At 43.8% G+C, this 18,721-nt stretch carries 21 protein-coding genes and 1 other annotated feature; of the genes, 4 read left to right on the top strand and 17 right to left on the bottom strand.

Going from position 1 to position 18,721, the window contains the following annotated elements; translation table 11 throughout:
• Positions 1–14 precede the first annotated feature (14 nt).
• Positions 15–1,667, bottom strand: a complete 1,653-nt coding sequence (locus tag EAT1B_RS01075; protein WP_012726268.1) for a M3 family metallopeptidase — start codon at positions 1,665–1,667, stop codon at positions 15–17.
• A gap of 100 nt (positions 1,668–1,767) precedes the next feature.
• Positions 1,768–2,021 (top strand) — a binding site (T-box leader).
• A gap of 67 nt (positions 2,022–2,088) precedes the next feature.
• Here EAT1B_RS01075 and EAT1B_RS01070 point away from each other — a divergent pair.
• Complete coding sequence (locus tag EAT1B_RS01070; RefSeq protein ID WP_012726267.1) at positions 2,089–3,312, top strand: MFS transporter; 1,224 nt, start codon at positions 2,089–2,091, stop codon at positions 3,310–3,312.
• A gap of 16 nt (positions 3,313–3,328) precedes the next feature.
• Here the strand turns inward: EAT1B_RS01070 and EAT1B_RS15720 are convergent, their stop codons facing one another.
• Both EAT1B_RS15720 and EAT1B_RS01060 read right to left on the bottom strand, forming a co-directional pair.
• Positions 3,329–4,231 (bottom strand): alpha/beta fold hydrolase, encoded by a 903-nt coding sequence (locus EAT1B_RS15720; RefSeq protein ID WP_012726266.1) that lies wholly within the window; start codon positions 4,229–4,231, stop codon positions 3,329–3,331.
• A complete protein-coding gene (locus EAT1B_RS01060) occupies positions 4,228–4,614 on the bottom strand; it encodes an NUDIX hydrolase (protein WP_012726265.1) in 387 nt (128 codons plus the stop codon). The genes EAT1B_RS15720 and EAT1B_RS01060 overlap by 4 nt, the downstream gene beginning before the upstream one ends.
• Before the next feature lie 91 nt (positions 4,615–4,705).
• Between EAT1B_RS01060 and EAT1B_RS01055 the strand changes: the two genes are divergently transcribed.
• Positions 4,706–5,407, top strand: coding sequence for a CPBP family intramembrane glutamic endopeptidase (locus EAT1B_RS01055; RefSeq protein WP_012726264.1), 702 nt, complete (start codon positions 4,706–4,708; stop codon positions 5,405–5,407).
• 5 nt (positions 5,408–5,412) lie between these two features.
• Here EAT1B_RS01055 and EAT1B_RS01050 read toward each other — a convergent pair whose 3' ends face one another.
• The 3 genes from EAT1B_RS01050 to EAT1B_RS01040 are packed head-to-tail and all read right to left on the bottom strand — an operon-like array spanning position 5,413 to position 7,662.
• On the bottom strand, positions 5,413–6,138 hold the full coding sequence (locus EAT1B_RS01050) for a MerR family transcriptional regulator (protein WP_012726263.1): 726 nt from the start codon (positions 6,136–6,138) through the stop codon (positions 5,413–5,415).
• Between the two features lie 23 nt (positions 6,139–6,161).
• The gene (locus EAT1B_RS01045; RefSeq protein ID WP_012726262.1) at positions 6,162–7,139 is read right to left on the bottom strand and encodes a serine hydrolase; all 978 of its coding nucleotides are present in this window, start codon (positions 7,137–7,139) and stop codon (positions 6,162–6,164) included.
• Complete coding sequence (locus tag EAT1B_RS01040) at positions 7,117–7,662, bottom strand: short-chain dehydrogenase/reductase (protein ID WP_012726261.1); 546 nt, start codon at positions 7,660–7,662, stop codon at positions 7,117–7,119. The genes EAT1B_RS01045 and EAT1B_RS01040 overlap by 23 nt, the downstream gene beginning before the upstream one ends.
• Positions 7,663–7,879: 217 nt before the next feature.
• Between EAT1B_RS01040 and EAT1B_RS01035 the strand changes: the two genes are divergently transcribed.
• Positions 7,880–8,695 (top strand): GGDEF domain-containing protein, encoded by an 816-nt coding sequence (locus tag EAT1B_RS01035; protein ID WP_012726260.1) that lies wholly within the window; start codon positions 7,880–7,882, stop codon positions 8,693–8,695.
• 14 nt (positions 8,696–8,709) lie between these two features.
• On the opposite strand, the gene EAT1B_RS01030 is transcribed toward EAT1B_RS01035, so the two are convergent.
• The 7 genes from EAT1B_RS01030 to EAT1B_RS01000 all read right to left on the bottom strand — a co-directional run bounded on the left by EAT1B_RS01030 (position 8,710) and on the right by EAT1B_RS01000 (position 14,506).
• Positions 8,710–9,399 (bottom strand): hypothetical protein, encoded by a 690-nt coding sequence (locus EAT1B_RS01030; RefSeq protein WP_012726259.1) that lies wholly within the window; start codon positions 9,397–9,399, stop codon positions 8,710–8,712.
• A gap of 41 nt (positions 9,400–9,440) precedes the next feature.
• A complete protein-coding gene (locus tag EAT1B_RS01025; RefSeq protein ID WP_012726258.1) occupies positions 9,441–10,184 on the bottom strand; it encodes a hypothetical protein in 744 nt (247 codons plus the stop codon).
• 14 nt (positions 10,185–10,198) lie between these two features.
• Positions 10,199–10,726 carry a DUF2199 domain-containing protein gene (locus EAT1B_RS01020; protein WP_081432693.1) on the bottom strand — a complete coding sequence of 176 codons (528 nt, stop codon included), beginning with the start codon at positions 10,724–10,726 and terminating at the stop codon, positions 10,199–10,201.
• Between the two features lie 96 nt (positions 10,727–10,822).
• Positions 10,823–11,461: a hypothetical protein gene (locus tag EAT1B_RS01015; protein WP_012726256.1), complete on the bottom strand. Its 639-nt coding sequence runs from the start codon at positions 11,459–11,461 to the stop codon at positions 10,823–10,825.
• Between the two features lie 115 nt (positions 11,462–11,576).
• A complete protein-coding gene (locus EAT1B_RS01010) occupies positions 11,577–12,503 on the bottom strand; it encodes an NAD(P)-dependent alcohol dehydrogenase (protein ID WP_012726255.1) in 927 nt (308 codons plus the stop codon).
• A 99-nt stretch (positions 12,504–12,602) separates the two neighbouring features.
• Positions 12,603–13,646 (bottom strand): ABC transporter permease, encoded by a 1,044-nt coding sequence (locus tag EAT1B_RS01005; protein ID WP_012726254.1) that lies wholly within the window; start codon positions 13,644–13,646, stop codon positions 12,603–12,605.
• On the bottom strand, positions 13,646–14,506 hold the full coding sequence (locus tag EAT1B_RS01000; RefSeq protein ID WP_012726253.1) for an ABC transporter permease subunit: 861 nt from the start codon (positions 14,504–14,506) through the stop codon (positions 13,646–13,648). The genes EAT1B_RS01005 and EAT1B_RS01000 overlap by 1 nt, the downstream gene beginning before the upstream one ends.
• Positions 14,507–14,716: 210 nt before the next feature.
• On the opposite strand from EAT1B_RS01000, the gene EAT1B_RS00995 reads away from it, so the two are divergent.
• Positions 14,717–15,016 carry a hypothetical protein gene (locus tag EAT1B_RS00995; RefSeq protein ID WP_012726252.1) on the top strand — a complete coding sequence of 100 codons (300 nt, stop codon included), beginning with the start codon at positions 14,717–14,719 and terminating at the stop codon, positions 15,014–15,016.
• Between the two features lie 306 nt (positions 15,017–15,322).
• Here the strand turns inward: EAT1B_RS00995 and EAT1B_RS00990 are convergent, their stop codons facing one another.
• The 4 genes from EAT1B_RS00990 to EAT1B_RS00975 form a co-directional block, all read right to left on the bottom strand.
• A complete protein-coding gene (locus EAT1B_RS00990) occupies positions 15,323–15,748 on the bottom strand; it encodes a hypothetical protein (RefSeq protein ID WP_041917891.1) in 426 nt (141 codons plus the stop codon).
• Between the two features lie 88 nt (positions 15,749–15,836).
• The gene (locus tag EAT1B_RS00985; RefSeq protein WP_012726250.1) at positions 15,837–16,601 is read right to left on the bottom strand and encodes a DUF817 domain-containing protein; all 765 of its coding nucleotides are present in this window, start codon (positions 16,599–16,601) and stop codon (positions 15,837–15,839) included.
• A gap of 8 nt (positions 16,602–16,609) precedes the next feature.
• Complete coding sequence (locus EAT1B_RS00980) at positions 16,610–17,470, bottom strand: metal-dependent hydrolase (RefSeq protein ID WP_012726249.1); 861 nt, start codon at positions 17,468–17,470, stop codon at positions 16,610–16,612.
• 200 nt (positions 17,471–17,670) lie between these two features.
• Entirely contained in the window at positions 17,671–18,678 is a 1,008-nt protein-coding gene (locus EAT1B_RS00975) for a YafY family protein (RefSeq protein WP_012726247.1), read from the bottom strand.
• Positions 18,679–18,721 lie beyond the last annotated feature (43 nt).

Raw genomic sequence — 18,721 nt, 5'->3', positions numbered from 1 at the left:
CAATCATCTCTGAGTCAATCGATTTCATTCAGTTGTTTCACTAGCTGTTCGATCTCAGCATTTAAGAAATCAGTCAACTCGACTAATTCTTCCTCAGATGGAAACAAGGATACGCCTGCTACTCGATAAGTATCAGGAATCGAAGCAGTACCACCTAAAGCTAATGCATTCTTATATTGGTTCAGAGTGTCGACTGGATGTTGCCTATACTGCATATACATGCGAAGTGCAGCAATCTGAGCAAGCGCATATTCTATGTAATAGAAAGGTGTTTCAAAAAGATGAATCACGCGCAGCCACTCTTTTCCTTTCAAATCACTCACATCGCTCCAATCAATCAAATCAGTCTCATATTGATCGACTAAGCGTTTGAATATTTCATCAAATGTGTCCACGTTCTTTTCTGAATCATATAGATTATGTTGAAATTGGTCCACGATGAAAACACTTGGTAAAAATTCGATGATTAATCGAAACTGTTCTAGTTTAGCTTGAATTAAATTTCGTTCATCTGAAAAGATTTTTGTCCATTGGTTCATCGAAAATAGCTCTAGTGACATAGCTGCGAATTCGCCGACTTCAAACGAAATGGTCTGCGCTTCGAAAAATAGGTGTTGCTGTGAGAAATCATGGTGGATGGCATGACCCATTTCATGTATTAAAACAATGTAGTCATCAAATCCACCGAATCGGTTCATAAAAATGAAAGATGATTTTGAGTTGGGTAAAGATTCACAAAATCCACCTTCCGCTTTATTCGGTCGAGGCGTTAGATCGAGATGGCCCTTCGCACACATGTCCCTAAACAGCTTTTCAAAGTAGGGATCGACTTCATTCAAGATTCGTTCCGTTCCACTGATTAAGTCATGCAACGAAACGGATAAATCGTGATGATTCGAAAAGGGAGAAATGAATGAATCCCATGGCGAAAGTTTCGATTTCTTCAATTCCTTTGTCTGTAGTTGCTGGAACGAGCGGCGAAGTGGCTCAAAATGTTTACTCACTTGATTCGCAAATCGTATACAATCCTCGGCATCATAATCTAGACGACCTAGCTTCATAAAGGCTAGTTCACGATAACTCTTAGCGTTTAATCGTTGTGCCTGATGTTCCCGATTTTGAATAAGACTTCTCAAGCATTCAGTGATGTCACCTTCTGTTGAGACATACGCTTTATAAATGAGCGTAAAAGCCTGTTTACGGATGGATTCGTCAGCATCGTATAGGTCTCCATGAAGTTCCGCAATCGACTTAGAATGATCTGTCGGGTCAGTCAATTGACCGATTATTTGCAAATACTTCTGTATAAGTTGATCCTCTTCGATCAATAAATCAACATTCTCTTCATGATAAAGATTCATCCGATTTCGCATTAGGCGCGTCACGTGATTCTCATCCTTAATAGACTGTAATATAATTCGTGAAACATGTCTCTTCAGCTCATTGAGTGCAGGTTTTATCACGGTTTGAACATGATGTTGTCTTTGATTTGCTTCTTCACAATCGCTGTGTCGCTTTACGTCAATGTAACTCTTCGTGACGTATTCATCATATCTCCCGATCAATATCGAATGTTTCGATATGAAGCCATCTAACTGATTGGAATCAATTTTATGAAAAGTCGCAAGTACTTGGTTCGTCTCTTTTATCTCTTTATAGTCGATCAACACTGCACCTCGATTCTTCGTTAGCTTTCTATATTATAGTTATGGATGAATTGTTGTTTCCAATTTTTTCACAATGTGCTATCCTTTTAAAAATGATCTGACAAACGCGATGAAGAGAACAGTACATCAATGAATCTTTCGTAGAGAGCTCCGTCTGGTGAAAAGGAGTAAAGAACGTTGATCGAAACAAGCCTCTGAGCAGCGCTATGGAACTCACCCCGAGGGATGTGGCGACGGGAACTCCCGTTATAGAGTTGAGGTATAGTCCGATTCATTCGGCAGTACCGAATAAGGTTCGTGCGGTGACGTACGGACGAACAGGGGTGGCACCACGATGAGAATCTCGTCCCCAAGAATTCGTTCTTGGGGGTGGGATTTTTTTGCGTTCCGAAAGTGATCAAAAATAGAAGGAGTGATTGACTTGAATTCGTTTCGAAAAACCTCTGCGCTACTGCTCGTCAGTGTCGGAATCTCAAACCTTGGTGCCTGGATATACTTCATTGCGCTCAACTTGATTATCCTAGAGATGACTGGATCCCCTTTCGCCGTCTCGATTCTGTATGTATTAGTCCCGCTCGCCTCGCTCGTCTCGAATCTTTGGTCAGGTAGCCTGATTGACCGGGTCGATACGAGACGACTGATGATGTTACTGGATGGTCTGCGTGCGTTCCTCGTATTCAGCTTAGGCTGGATTGATTCACTGTGGCTCATCTACGGGATTGTCTTTCTTCTCAATGTGATGAGCTCGTTATTCGAATCATCGAGTCTGGTCTACATGACGCAACTCGTACCTGCCTCGAACCGACAAAAGTTCAATGCGATGAAAAACTTTGTACAGTCATCCGGGTTTATTTTAGGTCCGACGATTGCGGGTCTACTCTTTCTAGTCGGGAGCCCGACATTTGCGATTTTTGTGAACGCCTTCGCACTCATTGGATCGGTCGGTATGCTGATGCTCCTCCCATCTCACCTTCGAACGAATGCGCCTGTTGAACCATTCTCTATGCGGATGATCATTGACGATTGGAAGGTTGTCATCCGATTCGCTTCGAATGGCAGATATGTGATGCTCATTTATGGATTGTTCTGTGTCATGACCATCTTCATGTCTGGACTCGATTCGTTGGAGGCGTCATTCGCGACCCAAGTCCTTCACTTGTCTGAAAGCCGATATGGCTTTCTCGTCAGTATCGCTGGGATTGGGATTATCTTTGGATCACTCATCAATTCAAGATGGAGTCACCGCTTGTCCTTATCGTTTTGTATTGGATTCGGGGCGATCATGACACCAGTCGGCTATCTTCTTTTCGCAAGTTCATCGTCATTCATGATGGCCTCGGTTGGATTTTTTGTCCTGACATTCGCGCTTGCCTTTGCAAATACAGGATTCTTATCATTCTATCAACACCATGTCCCGGTCGAAATCATGGGTAGGTTCTCTGGCGCTATCAATGTGGCAGAGTCGCTACTCGTCATCCTACTCACATTTGGGATTGGACTTCTTGCCGACATGGTTGGGATTCGTCCAGTCTATCTCGCATTCTCGATTATCTTCTTCCTTGTTGGTTGTTACACCATACATGTCATGCGCGACCGTTCGAAACGGGAGTATTTCTCTCACAATCAAATCAAAGAAGTTTCTTAAGTCATGAGCCGGTCGTTTATATGCGACCGGCTTGTTCGATTCGATGAATCGCTTCGATGATTGTGTCTGGTCGTTGTAAATGAATTTGGTGTCCTGCCTTTTCTGCGATGATGAGTTCCGATTGATTTGATAATCTCAACTGTTTATGGATCAGATCATGCCATGTCTCTTCTAGCAAGCGAATTTCAGCCTCAGGTAACCCTCCATTTATCCCTTCTTCAATCATCGCTTCAGAATCTCGACCGATGACAATTAACGGGATTGATGAAAAGGTACCCATTTGTTTGATGATTGAGGCATCGTCATGCCAAAACGATTCTTCTTCCAACATCGTTTTATACAACTGAGGAGATTGATAAAAACGCTTGAGACGTGCGAGTACATCTGATGATAAGCCTTGTTGTTCGAGTGAAAGTTCTGGCTGATGGAGTCGCTCTAATTCTTCTTTCGACAGATTTGAATAAGAACGACACATCGTCCGCCAATCTTCATCTGAATACTGACCATCCATTATAGGCGTTTCTAACTCATCTAATATTGAAAGGTTATGGGAAGTGGAATCAACGAGTACAACTCCTACTACTCTATCCAAAACAAGTTTGGCCATGTGTTGCGCGCACAGACCTCCGTAAGAATGACCGACTAATATGATTTGTTGTTTTAGCTGAAGGGCATCCAACAATTCTGTACATTCAAGAAGATGAGATGACGTTCGACTCGAGCGCATATTTATCTCGCTCTCACCATAACCTGAGCGATGATAAAGCAATACTTGATACGACTCGCTTAATTGTTCAGAAAGAGAAACCCACTCTTCGAATGAACCTCCCATTCCTGTCATCACCACGATGAGGCGTTCCCCGGAACCGAATAATCGATATTCCATGTGATATCCATTGACTTCAATCACTCTATTCATACACTCCACCGTTTAATCAGCTCAAGATCCTCTGGAAATGCAAGTTCCAATCGCTCTATTTCATGAATCGACCACCAATTGACTTCATCAATGTCCGAGTCGATAGTTGCGGTCGCCATCCGCTCGTCACACGTTGCCAAAAAATAGTGCGTTTCGACTTGGTAACTTGAGATGATGGCTCGTTTGATATGTAATCTTTGATTAATCGAAATGCGATAGCCCGTTTCTTCGAACACTTCACGCTGGCAACATTGTTCCGGCGTTTCTCCTTCTTCTAAACCGCCTGATGGTAAACTCCATTGTTGTACGTCACGATTCTTTACGAACAGGACTTTCTTTTCTTCGTTCATACATAAAGCAGCTGATCCAATCCACTGTTTCATAGTCTTAATACTCCTTTTTCATTTTTCTGCTTGCAGGTGACGTTACGTCACCCGATATGATGGGGCTACAACCACATAAGGAGGAAATACGATGTTGAATCAAATGCAAAAGAAAACAACTCCCATTTGGACATGGAACCAGTTCGCAATTACGATGGTTCTTCTATTCGGAGTGACGCCCCTACTTATCGAGCGACAATTACACAACTTTCTAGTACAGTCATGGGGAAACACCCTCTATTCAGGAACAAGTATTGGTCTTTTGTTGGCCATAATATTTATGACTGTCCTCTATCTCGTCGCAATACGTCCTCAAACCCTTTCGCTGGAAACGTTAGGACTTCGCCGTTTTCCAGTGAAAGATTCGGGCAACATCTTTTTATGGACAATTGTGCTAATTGTACTCAGTATCATCATCGTCATAGTCCAATCATATTTCGGTATCGGTACGTCGAATACAAAAACAGAGAGTTTACAAAGTGACTTGTCGATTATCTCCATACTGATTGCGTTTGGATCGGCGGCTATCGTTTCACCGATCTATGAAGAAATCTTTTATCGTGGGTTCTTATACCGCTTCTTTCAAGAACGATTTGGGGTTGGGATCGGGATGATCGTAAGTGCTGGAATATTCACTCTCGCTCATTTACCGACGACAAACACGTTACTCGTCAATTTTGTATCGGGACTAGTGTTCGCTTGGGTATATGAACGGACCAACTCTATCTATTCCAGCATGCTCATCCATGGCACCTTTAATGGGCTAGCCGTTCTATTGACTGCATTGGCATGAGGGAATCAGTCTTGATATAGTGAATCAATATAGGCAAGAATCGATGCATCGATTGGATAGAGTCCTAATTCATTCGATGCATCAGTTGATTTTCGAATCTTCCAAAATGATTCAATCAATTGTTGATTGTCTCCAAATGTCTCGTCTGTTAACCAAGCCAAATCTTCTTTAAGAATTTGGGCTTCTTTTGAGGAAGGGGCGACCCCGCGTTCGATTAGAATTTCGGTTCTCCGAATCAAGTTGATCCACTTTTTCGTATCATGCTCACCGTCTTCTAATTTAGGTAAACTTGCTTGCAATGAATCAGACTCTTCTTCCGTAAAATAGTCCGTCCATTGTTTCCGATCATTTGATTTAGCTTGAATAGTTTGCAGTTTCGTCCAATCGATTTTTTCATTTTCAAGCTTCATGGATTGAAGGAGCGTGACCGTATGGTTATGCGCCTGCTTCAATTCCTCTATCTTTTCTTCTAACGAGGACAGATGGGCGGACAAGATGCTTGTAAGGGATTCCTCATCTAAGATTCTCCGAATCTCATCGAGCGGGACGGTCATCGATTTTAAAAGCATGATTTTTTGAAGCCGAAACATTTCGTCATCACTATAAAATCGTTTCTGTACATCGTTCGTATACGAGGGGGTGACCAAATTGATTTGGTCATAGTATCGAAGCGTACGCACAGACACGTTCAGTTTTCTTGCGACCTCTCCCGTTGAATAGTGTCTAGCCAACGTGTAGCCCTCCTTATAATACGTTATGTGTATGTCCGTAGTAGCTGTCCGATCAATCCTTCGAGTTGATGAACCCCTTCATTCCGATTTGACAAACAAATGAAACTTTTTGGAGAGTCTTTCTCCATCACGAGTATGCTTTGAAACCCGATTCCCCAACCGAATGAGAATCCCTTACCTGGCTTGTTGGGATTTATAAATAGACCATGTCCTACTTCGGCATTTGTAGAAGATGGTGTGAATAAAACCCTTCTTGACTCCTTACTCAAGAAGCCTTCTGTCGTAATTGCGTTGACGAGCGTCGCTAAATCGGAAGCCGTTGTCCAAAGTCCACTCGCTGCAGGATAAGGATAATAACATGACTTTGGAGAGACGACTGACCCGTTTGGTTCAATCCCGATAACGCCATACTTCTCTATCCTCTCTAAATCATACGAACTTGAGTTCATATCCAGCGGTGCAAAGATGTATTCAGTCATAATTTTTTCAAATGTAGAAGACATGCATTGCTCAATCGCATGTTGGAGTAAACAGTAACCTGCATCTGAATAGTGGAACGTCCCGACTTCCTGTGACTGGACACACATCGGTCGCTCATAATAGGATGTGTTGCCTAATATCATCTCTTCCATCGAAGGAATTTCTTCATATTGAACCATCGTCCCGAACTGATGAGGCGAATCGATTATGCCAGCCTGATGTTGGATGAGCTGTCGGATTGTGATCTGTGAAGGAATCCCATTTTCGTCATTCAATGTGAAGGAAGAGAAATAATCATTGATTTCCGAGTTTAAATTTAACTTCTGATCTTCAACGAGCTTCAAAATGAGAATCACCGTTACAAATTTACTAATCGAACAGGCGGCGAACATCCTGCCTTCACAAGAGACGTCTCCCAATTGAAATGCGGACAACTCCCTTCTTTCAGTGATAGTTGCCAAATCTAAATTTGATACATGGTGCTCCTCCATCCATTCGCTAATCATTTCTCGAGTGAACATTTACGTCATCCTTTCGTGTACCAATCAATCGATAGTCGTCTTGGTTCTGCATAGCATCGAGAACCCCTTTCACAATCTCGTCATGTGTCAACCAACGGACAGATGCCATCTCATGCATCTCACCTAATTGGACTTGTCGATATGTTTGTTGTGCATTGAGACATAGACACCTCTTCTCATATTCCGGATTCGCCCGGCTACCTAAAATATGTATCACCTCTGAATTTTCCGAATGATTCAAAATGAGTTGCATCGCTCTCCCTGAGCCTCGATGCACCCAGGCGATGACTCGATCAAACGGACCTCTTTGTTTCACTGCTCGCTGTAGTGCGTTTGAAAGTGCTTCCTCTTCGCGATAGTCAACAATCAGTGGATGACACGTTTCAGGATTTCGTTGTACAATGCTTGCCATTTTTTCTTTATCTCGTCCAATGACCGTGACATCCTGTTCAATCGCTAAATAAGATGTGAGTTCGGCCAACATCCCTGTCCCTCCGACAATCAATATATGTTTTCGATTCATGCCACCACCTCATTTTCCATTATACACCAATCATTCATTCTTCTTTTCCTATAGAAGTGTTCGGAAACATTCACGTCTTTTCAAAAATAAGCCTTTCATAATCAAGTAAATCACTTATAATGAATCAAGTGTTCGAATCGGTTTGAACAATCACTATTTCGGAAAATGGATAATAGTGTAACTATTTCAATTTATTTCTTTTAAGAGGAGGATACCTATGAGACTCTGGACAACGATGTCACTACAACTGATCGCACTCATCGTTGTATCGTTGGCATGTAGTATTCTATTTTCCTCTCTGCTGATCATGAATCATCTACCTGTTTGGTGGATGATCTGTATTCCGATTCTTTATCTTTCCACGTTGCTCATTCATCGCGGATCTAGTGTATTCATTCTGTTCGGATTCGCAGCTTACTTTTTAATCACCATGCCTGTGTATGCGACTGCCGCTACTGCGCAACTGTATATTTTATTACTATTTGCGGTTTTAACGGGTCTGTCTTACTGGCTTCAAGTCATCCTGTTCCATGCCCAGTTTGCACTAAAGGTTGCGGAAGCGAGAGTCAGTCAGTTGATTGCGGTAGACCCGGAGACCGGTTTTGATAACCGAGATCGTTTTTTGATGGATATAGAGGCTGAACGGGATCGGTTGATTCGCCACGGTGAGACCTTCGTGGTTTCATTCATCACATTGCCCATTCTCAATCATTTTGAAAAACGGTATGGTTCATCCGAATATGAGTGGTTTTTAGACTATTTTAGTGACGAACTTCACGAAGCGACTCGACGAACGGACAAGAAGTATCGGGTGGCGCAAGACACATTCGCCATGATTTTCCCTCGAACCTCAATTGATAATGCACATATTGTACATGAACGAATCAGACCACTATTATTAGAGTATTCACGTCAAAACGGTGATTCGCTCACTGTTGAATGCTCAGACAAATCGTTTGAGGTGAACTTGGAGAACGCAACCATACGATTAGAAGAAATTTATCGGTATGTCGAATCAAAGACTAAAAAATGAGTTCAATCGTGAACTCATTTTTTGATGGAGTGAATATGAAATTCGAGTTTCTCATCCATTTCGACGATGTATTGTTGATCAAGTACCATCTGAATCGGGCTCGGAATCGACAATTTTGGTGAAAAGAGCCAAACGCGCCCTCGAGGTACGAGCAGCATGTATGTATCGTGATTTGGAGGACCCATGAAATTTAAATGACGGGGGTCGATTGAGTTCGCATCTCGCCGTCTAACTCCAATTGTCTCAAGCGCCTTCGCGACGAGAGACGGGTCTTCTACCGTCAAACTCATCTCGCCGATTCCAAGAAACTCATTTGACGAAAAGGACTCGATGTTACTTTCCGGATTAATCGAATGTCTAGCAATCAACTCGATGACATTCTCGTCCGCGTCGTAAAAATAAAGCGATGATGCATCGATCCCTTCAAAATAGATTTCGTCCTCCCCGTCCTCGGTCAAAAGCGGTACAGGTGACATGATCCATTCTTTCGCTTCTTTGAACCGGTTAGCCGGAATATTGATTGCGAAATGGTACTGTCGCTCTTGCTCTGTTTTAGCCTCTTGAAATACCAACGCATCTTCACCTAGATTGATTCGAAAACTGGCCAGGTCTTCTTCACTGACTGATAATCCAAGTCGTTCCGTATAGAAACGTTTCATTTCGTCAAGTCGGTTCGTGTAGAGTGTCGCTTCTGTGATTCTCATGATATCTTCCCTCGCATTCCTTATCACTATTCTTGATTCTTTCATTTGATCATTCGCTTGTACTTTTTATATTCTGTCCAACTCATATCCATCCCTAACAGCTCGTTACAAACATCCCTCTGCCAAGTGTGTGGATTGAAACCAATCACTGGTTTTGACTTTTCACCTGAATCATCAAAAGTCAGAGCCAATTGAGCCACACCTTTTTCCATATAGATTTTAGCCAATCTCTGATTAAACCGGCTGTAATGCTCACCTAAAGAAAAGGTTGGCTGCACTGCCCACGGACATCGCTCGATTGCCATTTGAAGATACTCGCGCTCTTTATGTCGTAGCACTTTTGACATGCTTAGACAAGTCAATGCAGAAATTTCAGGTGTTGCTGCTTCGATCAATCGATTCGCCACCTCAATGACTTCCTCGTCCATCTCGAAATCATTCCATCCTATATCATATAACGCCAAGGCAAAATAGAAGGGTTTATCTGGATGGTATGAAAAAGCTGTTCGGCAAAACGCGTTCACTCGATCATAATCTTCAATCCGATCTAACCGTTCATAACCTATAAGCAGATCCCAGCGATATGAATCGGTCGGATCAAGTAGCACATAGTCAATTAACAGCTGCTCGATGTCCGGAGTGTCGCGCATGAAGTGTCCAAGTTCTTTGAATCGTTTGTTGTGAACAAGTAATTCGATCCGCTCCAACATCTTCTGCTGAACCGAAGTGAGCGCTTGATTTCCTGAGTACAAATCGAAAATCAAAGATGACTTCAATTGACTCACCCTGATCTCCTCCTTTATCCGCTACGTTCAACGAGTCGGAATAGATCATCGACCCGCGATTTCGTGATACCATTACGCTGCTCCATTGCAAGAGGATGATTCGTTGGTTCGAGTTCAATCAATGGACGTAGTCCGACTCCACGCATATGTACGTTTGTCTTTAGATTGATGGTATCTGGATAGATGGGAAGATCCGTCGATAACCAGCCGAACATCGGGCCGAGGTCTACACGAGCTGGTTCATCCCATAAATCGATGACTTTGAAAAAGTTATCCGGACTGAGTGATACCCAGACATTCCAGATGAAAGGATCGTCTTCTCCAATGATCGGGAGTTCGAGGCATCCGTTGATAAAGAAATGAGCTTCATCGAGGACGCATACATCATCTGTCAAGACGACGCGCTTCTTCATCTCCCGTTTCGATAGGCCGTCTAATACTGATGGCATGATCGATCCAAAGCCGACTGTATGTTCTTTACTCGTGCCACATATCGAGCAGTTGCAATCACTCTTGTGTTTTCGTTTGAAAAGGTATCTCATAAGTACTCGCTTTCTGATTTAAGTTTAATTAATGGTATGTGAAATAAACCCATTCATTTTACACGTATTTCATTTTTTATAGGAAATCACGGTTTGTTAGACGAATGTAGTAACTCTTGAATCAGTCTCTAACACTCTCGTCCGTGTATCATTTTTCGATAGAAACACTTCTTCACCATTTTCATCAAAGCAGTATGCGATCGGAATCGAGATTCCACAATTTCGATACGATCCATCTGCGTGACTCGTTCCGATAATCATCGCTTTTCGTTCCATCGCAATTTTTCTCGCTGCTTCCGTCCACTCCGTGAATTGTTCCTCACTAAACATCCCGACCCCGATTGGATTGAATATGATTGTCAGATGCTCATGACCCTTCAATCCTTCATTCCCCATAAAAATCTCCCTGCACAGTAAATATCCGTATTCTTCTGCTCCATCTGTGGCACTTGATGGCATGAACAAGCCCTCATTTTCAGGCGTTTTCCGTCGCGTTAACAACATCTCGCCATTCTTATTTACAATGAGGACCCGGTCTCTATTCGTGTCATCTCGATACCCTAAAACAATCGTTGTGTTGAATTGGATCGCTACATCACTCAGCTCATCCAATGCTCTATATGTACAATATCCCTCTGGATAGAGAATCAAGTCCACCGTCGGGTTCGACTCAATCTCTCGCTTCAGTTGCTCGAGATTTCGCTCCATCTTCGGTTGCCCAATCAATATATTCATGACTACTCGCCCGCTCTCATTGATTTGTCTAGTCGGTGAATGCATTCATATGTAAGTGAGGTTCTCGACCAAACCTCACGATAAAGTCTGATACTTCTCTCTATACTACCATCTATCATCTGATTGATTCTTCCATAATTCTCACAATCACATTCCCAACCTTTGTCCCTTGATCGACGTATCGGTGTGCCTCGACAATCTCATCTAGCGAATAAACCGAATCAATGACGGGTTGTAGCTCTCCTGCTTCAAACAGTTCGTTTAAAAACATCAAGTCCTCTTTTCGTTCCCTCGCCGGTCCCTGTCCCGCGACGGAACTGAACGCACCATTCTCTGCCACGTGTTTTTTGGCTAGTCGTTTATCAATTTTCCCCGAAGCATCAAAGACGGCATCATACGTACCCAAATCACGGTCATATCCTTCTCTCGAATAGTCCACGACTACATCTGCCCCGATCCGCTTCACAAGCTCGATGTTCCGTTCATGGCATACCGCAGTCACATGAACGCCGTAGTGCTTCGCAATCTGTACGGCAGTCGAACCGACAGCACCTGCGCCACCATAAATGAGAACGTTGTTCGCCCGGTCGATATGTGCCTTCCGCAAAAAATGTAACGACGTCGTACCTCCGAACGGTAGAGCAGCCGCCTCGATAAAGCTGGCATGCGTGGGCATCTGAAACACACATTTCGATTCGTTCACGCATGCAAACTCCGCATAACCACCAAAACGCATCCCAGTTAGTGCATAGACGTTGTCTCCGACCTGAAAGTTTTTCACACTATTTCCTGTTTCTACGACGGTACCTGCCAACACGACACCGAGAATCGGTTGACGTGGCGCCTTAAACCCAACAACTAATCGCATCGGTAGTTTTCCTAATGCTGGAACGTCTAGTGCGCGGAGGCGTCGGTCTCCCGAGTGGACGGCCGATGCATGGACTTGAATCAGCATCTCATTGCTTTTCGGCTTCGGTTGATGCACTTCTTGAATGACGAGTACTTCCGGTGGCCCATACGCGGTACAAATCGCAGCTTTCATATCGATTCACTCCATTCATGAATTGTCACCTCAATCTGTTATACACATTCCCTCAAACAAGACCGTTCAGTCCATTCGACATAGAAAAACCGGATCATATCATACGATATCATCCGGTTCCTTCCTTAATGACACAGTCGAATCAACAAGGGTGAATGGATTCGAAAGGGAAGCAGCTGCCGCTTCCGATTGTGCTAGACTTGCCTCGGTCACCACCGGTTCCTGACGTCTGAGCTTAAATGCTCGCTCGAGACGGCTCGTCAACAAGTTGAAAATAAAGATAAGCGCAGCAAGTGACATGGCCGGGACGAGAAATAGATGATTCGTCATCCATGTCATCGCAGTGAACTGTCTGAAATAATACCCGAACATCGAAGACCATTCATAGACGGTCGGCATGATCCCTTCATGTAACATGACCGTTCCTCCGAAGAAAATCCCAAACAGTGAGAGATGAATGAGCAACATGAGCGTCTGAACAAACTGTTGCATGAAGACGATCACGAGGGTTGGAACGAGATGCGGGAATAGATGCAATCTCACACGGTGCCAGACACTGCCACCAAGCGTCTGAGCCACAATCATGAACTCTTGTTGAAGCAATTGTCGAATCTCCGTGATCAGGTATAACGTGACGGCAGGCAATCCGAGAACGACTAAGACGATTAGTTCAATCTTGACTCGATCAAATAATGGAGGCACTTGTGTCGAATCAAAAAAGGTCAGTGTTCCTACTAACATCATCAATGCAATTAATGAAATCGGCAGAATCAAAAAGCCGTCCAATAACGTTTTAAAGAATTGATTTAAGCGAGCTCCCCTGAAAGCAAGAGGGATGCCAATCAATAGACCGATGAACATCCGTCCGAATGCGACGAGCGCACAGATGCCAACCGTCCACTTAAATCCTTCCACGAGCATTTGGAATAAATCATATCCAGCATTGTCCGTCCCGAGCCATTGATATTTTGACGGTTCTAATGGTGGTATTCCAATGAGTCTCCCTTCATCAGAGTAGAGCATGAGGGTTTGATCAACATTCCCATCACGAAACACGGTATTTCCAAAACTCATCAACAATAGCCCCGCTACGATGACAAAACAGAAGATGAAAATCGGGTCACGTATTAATACTCGGCGCATCAAATCCCTCCTTTCCATGCATTCGGAATAATCCATTCAATCAGTAAATCCAACAGAAAAATCGGGATATAGATGACGAATAAGATAACCAGTAAGATCTCCATCTGCGGGTTGTAGACGGCGAATCGGAATAACCCTTGAACGTTAAATAAGTATTCGACAATCAGAAGTGTCGATAAGATGGTAATGATGTTCGAACGGAAAAAGAGGTAAAACCGATAGATGATATTCGGTAATAAGTGTTTCCAAAACAGTCCACTCGGTCGAATCCCTTTCGCTTGTGCGAGTTCGAGATACGGAATGGCTTCTTGTTCATGAATATGAATCGTCAACCATTTGATAAAGAAGAATAATGTCGTCAGCGTCAATGTGACGATTGGGAGAAACCGTATATATTCTGCGAATCCTCCGGCCACTTCAATGCGATCGAACCCTGTAGACTTATGGATTGTAATCGCAAGAAATTGAGAAAAAATTAACCAGAACAAATCTGGTACCATCTCGAGCGTCTGACTCGTTTGGTGCAAAACGGTACGAATGCGTCTCCCGCTCCGATAGTAGAAGTACGCATACATTAATCCTAGCGAGGTCGATACCGCGAGTGCCGTGGTAAAAATGATGACCGATTCTTTGACGAGCGGTCCAAGTGCCGGCAAGAGTGGCAAGTAACGTTGCGCGGTGATGTTGTAATATGTAATGTCCTCTAGTTTCTGTAATTGGTCCATCTGTTGTTGAATGCCGTTCCAATAATTCGTCAGACTAAAATCCGTCTGAACGACGAGCGACGGTAGCGCACTAATCGCAATCAAGATGAAAAATGCGATTATCAGATGAACTGATTTCCGAGCAATATACGTCATAGTTCGATCTCCTTTTGAATGCCAATCTCTCAATCAAAAGTGTGAAAGGATGTCCGGTTGATTGTTCATTTTCTAAAGGGAATAATATCCAAAGACACTTTCCACTGATTTTAGCATATTTATTATGTAAATAGAAACAATTTTCTGAAATTTATCTGGGTTAATTTGTATGATACAATGTATAGATAGAAATATTTAGGGGGTTAAAGGATGTGGATTATTTTTGGATTGGCGGCGATTGGGGCAACGCTTATTAATTTGACCGTATTTATGATGGAGAAGGACTATAAGCTGCCGATGGCGATTGCCCTATCATTAGTTGCTCTCACGTTGTGCGCCGAATATAGCCTGCTCAACATGTGGGTCGAAGCAAAAGACTGGGCTGCCATAATGGATGTCGTACCCGGTATGTCTCGTGCGTTATGGTTTTTGACGATTGCGGCAATCTTTATGAATATCCTTCCAATCTTTTTAGAGAGAAAACGAAACAAGATGAAGGAATCGAAATGATAAATAGTACGTTTGCCAAGTTCCACTCATTTGGTGCATGACAATGGATCATAAACTTTTTACGATTCTCTCCAACCCTTTTGGTATATTCATTTTTGCCTTGATTTCACTGTCCTTTATATGGCAGGCAGTATCCCGTTTTTTGTCGTCTCAGTATCTTTTCTTCGTAACCAATTTGGTCGGTGGACTTGCATTTACCGTCATGATGTTACTTTTATGGCGTACATATAGAGTCAATGATAGAAAAACGTGTTCGAAGCTATGCATTTAGCTTTGAACACGTTTTTGTTCGACCATGTCACGCGATCAATCATCTGAATAGGTTGAGTACAATAACTCACCGTCAAGTGAGCGCAACTCATAATCGATTCCTGATTGCATCTGCTTCGTCATCGTCGCACGACATGAAAATAGTTGTCCCGGACCATACGCAACATCCGGAATTTCCTTGAAGCCGTATGCCCGCTCGCCGAACCATAACGTCACGTTCGACGAACCCTTCGAGGACTGATCATTCACGACGTAACATTCTCCTGTCTCGACGATGTAATTCGTCGTCATACGGTCGTACGTCTCCATCCCGGCCATTCCAAATACAACCACTGATGCAAAGATCGCGATAGCAGCTTGACATAATTTCACACGATTGCGTGTCTTACGCCAATCCGTCCAATAGATGACAAGAGAAGCGAGACACATTAATCCAATCAACCAATAGAATACAATTTCCAACAACCCCATCACCTCGATATTCACTACGTATTTTTCTACTAAAAGATTCAATTCTTATTCACAATTAAAAAACTCGACATGCGTAGAGTTAAGTCGTTTCATATTCTAGTTTTCGCTTTTGCCAAGCGACAAGGAGGATGCTGATGATGACGAGTAGGAACCAGGACGACAGTTTACCCAAATCGACGATGGCCCAACCGTTCAACTGATCTGGATACGCCCAGCCGTTGTAAAAGGTGACAATATTTTCTGCCAGCCAGATGAAACAAGCAATCAAGAAGAACGATAGGACGACCGGCATCTCGAATCGACGGTCATCGAGTTTATACGATACAATCGAACGGCCGAACGCCAAGAAGATGAGTGCGATCAACAGCCACCGTAGGTCTAGCCACACATGATGCCAAAAAAAGTTAAAGTAAATGGCAATCCCAAGTCCGAAGGCAACGATTGGGTTCGGCATCTTCGTAAATCGTAGATCGAGGCGACGCCATGCCTGGACGACGTAACTCCCGACACTCGCGTACATAAATCCCGCATAGAGCGGAACACCCCACACTTTCGTGAACGCCTCGTCCGGATAACTCCATGACCCCATCTGCACCTTGAACAGTTCAAGTCCGAGACCGATGACATGGAACCAGCTGATGACCCTCACCTCTTCCATCGTCTCAAGTCCCGTCTTCACAAGGATCACTTGGACGAACAGACACCAGATGAGTAAGACATCATATCGCGGGAGCGGTAACTCCACAAATTTCGTGACGGCGAGCGCGCCAAAGATGGCGACCGGGAAGATACAACTAAGTGCCTGTTCGTAAGCAAAGATAAAGAGATAACGTATACGTCCCATCCGTTGCCCTACCTTTCGATATATTCATATAAAAATGAGGACTCTCCGTCATAAAAACGTGGGTCAAAGACCCCGAGTCGTTCTTCGTTCGCCACGATGACGACGAACGGTGACCATTTGGTCAATGTGCGTGCCTCTTGATTCACTTCAAACAATGGCTCAAGACTCGTCTTTTCGGCACTCGTCAATTCGTATTGCAAGGTCGCTTCTTGATATATCGAATCTTGAAAGAGCGATACGTTCTCCTCAGTCTTCGTGATGACGGTGAACTGAGTCGGGATGAATGAAGACGAGAGCGCCACTTCGTCATGCTCGTCCGCGTATGCCTGATACAAACAAGCTCCTTGCGCACTTTGAATGGCGACATACAGGACGAGGGCAGCCCATGCATACCGATACGTCTTATAACGGACTTCTTGTTTACGTGCGACGAGCCAGGCGACCAAGAAGATTCCCCAATAGACAAAATCGACAATCGGGATCACACCGAATGTGATCCTCACGTCCGAGATTGGTTCGAAATACCCTGTCCCCCATGCATTGAACAAGTCAGATGTGTTGTGTATGAAGACAGACAACAGTGCCCACCAAAAATAGCGAATGTCCGTCACGCGAAAGAGGAGGCGAACGAGTATGTAGATGAGCAAGGCAAAGAGTGGGACGAGAAAAATCGAGTGGGTGATGCCGCGATGCCACATCTGATACATCCCTTCCGTGTCCCATAGCCGAGAAATCACATCGCTGTCCGGGATTTGGCTCCCGACAAGTGTCGTGACGAATAAGGCTCGTTTTTCATGTTGTTGTAAATCCCGTTTATCGGCTGCACCGTATAGCGTCAAACCGAATAACGTATGTGTAATCGTATCCACGTTCTACCTCCATAGGGAAAGAGACACCTCCCAGTCCTGGACGATGTCTCTTCTTATTAATTCTCTTTATCCATTTTCATGGCGCGCCTTGCGACGATCGTTACGAAAATGACAGCGACAATCGGAATGATCAATGGCATCCAATTCAACATCCGCCTGTCCCCCTTCATCTAGTGTCGCAAGCAGTATAGCACATCTGCTTACTCGATGGATGAATGAATGCTTGTATTTTCATAAGTAGTTGCCATCTTCTCAATCGTTGTTTTCATATGATCACGCAGCGTGAGCGGTTCGACCACTTCTACTTGTGACCCTAAAGAGAGCAACCAGTAAATGAATCCGTCAGATACGGCCGCATCGAAACGGATGAGGAATCGTTCTCCATGTTCGGACACGGAAACATCTTCTCCTAATTTGTCAAAGATGACCGGGAGTACTCGTTCGTCGACGGACAAGACGATTTGTTCATCAGATCCGTTATACATATTGAATGATTTTTGATAGTAATCATCAGGTAGATGATGTTTCGGGCGAATGGTACCGTCTTCCACGATCTCCGAGTTGACGATGCGGTCAACCCGGTAGTTCCGCACCTCTCCGATTGATTCGTCGATTCCGATCAAGTAGTACTGCTCGTGATTCCAATGCAAGTCGATCGGATTGACGACGTATCGCTCTCCGTCACGGCGGAGCGGGAACGTTCGCTTCGTCACATCGAATCCGACGACGTCTGTATATTGGAACGAGATGGCTTTCCGTTCATGAATGGCCCGTTGAATACGATCGATATGGTAAGGAATGTGTCCGTGTTTTTTCTTCGGCGTCTTGATGATCGATTGTAGCGTCTTCGCTTCAGGGATACTCGTCAGCATTTGAAGCTTCTCTACGATTTCCTCGGTCACGTCTTCCGAGATAAATTTCGCTGCGACAATCGCATCGACCATCATCCGAAGTTCATGAATCTCAAATAAGCGGGCCGAATGCCAATATTTTTTGGCGAGACCATTCTTCTCCAATTCATCCTGCACTTCAAACCCCGAATTATTCAGTGCCTGGATATCGTCTTTCACCGATTTTTTTGCTAACTTAGAAGTATCTCCAATCGTTGACAAGTACTCGAGCAAATCTTCTAGTGTCTTTGGATTCGCTTCGTCCGTGTAACGTTCGAAGAAACGTCGAACTTCAAGTAACCGCTCTCGGTTATTCACGGTTCTATCCCCTTTCGTTTCTCTATCTAAATTATGTATAAAC

The sequence above is a fragment of the Exiguobacterium sp. AT1b genome (assembly GCF_000023045.1).
In the GTDB taxonomy this organism is placed as follows: Bacteria; Bacillota; Bacilli; order Exiguobacteriales; family Exiguobacteriaceae; genus Exiguobacterium.
Note: the sequence above shows the minus strand (reverse complement) of the source record. Positions and strands in the feature narration are given on the sequence as shown.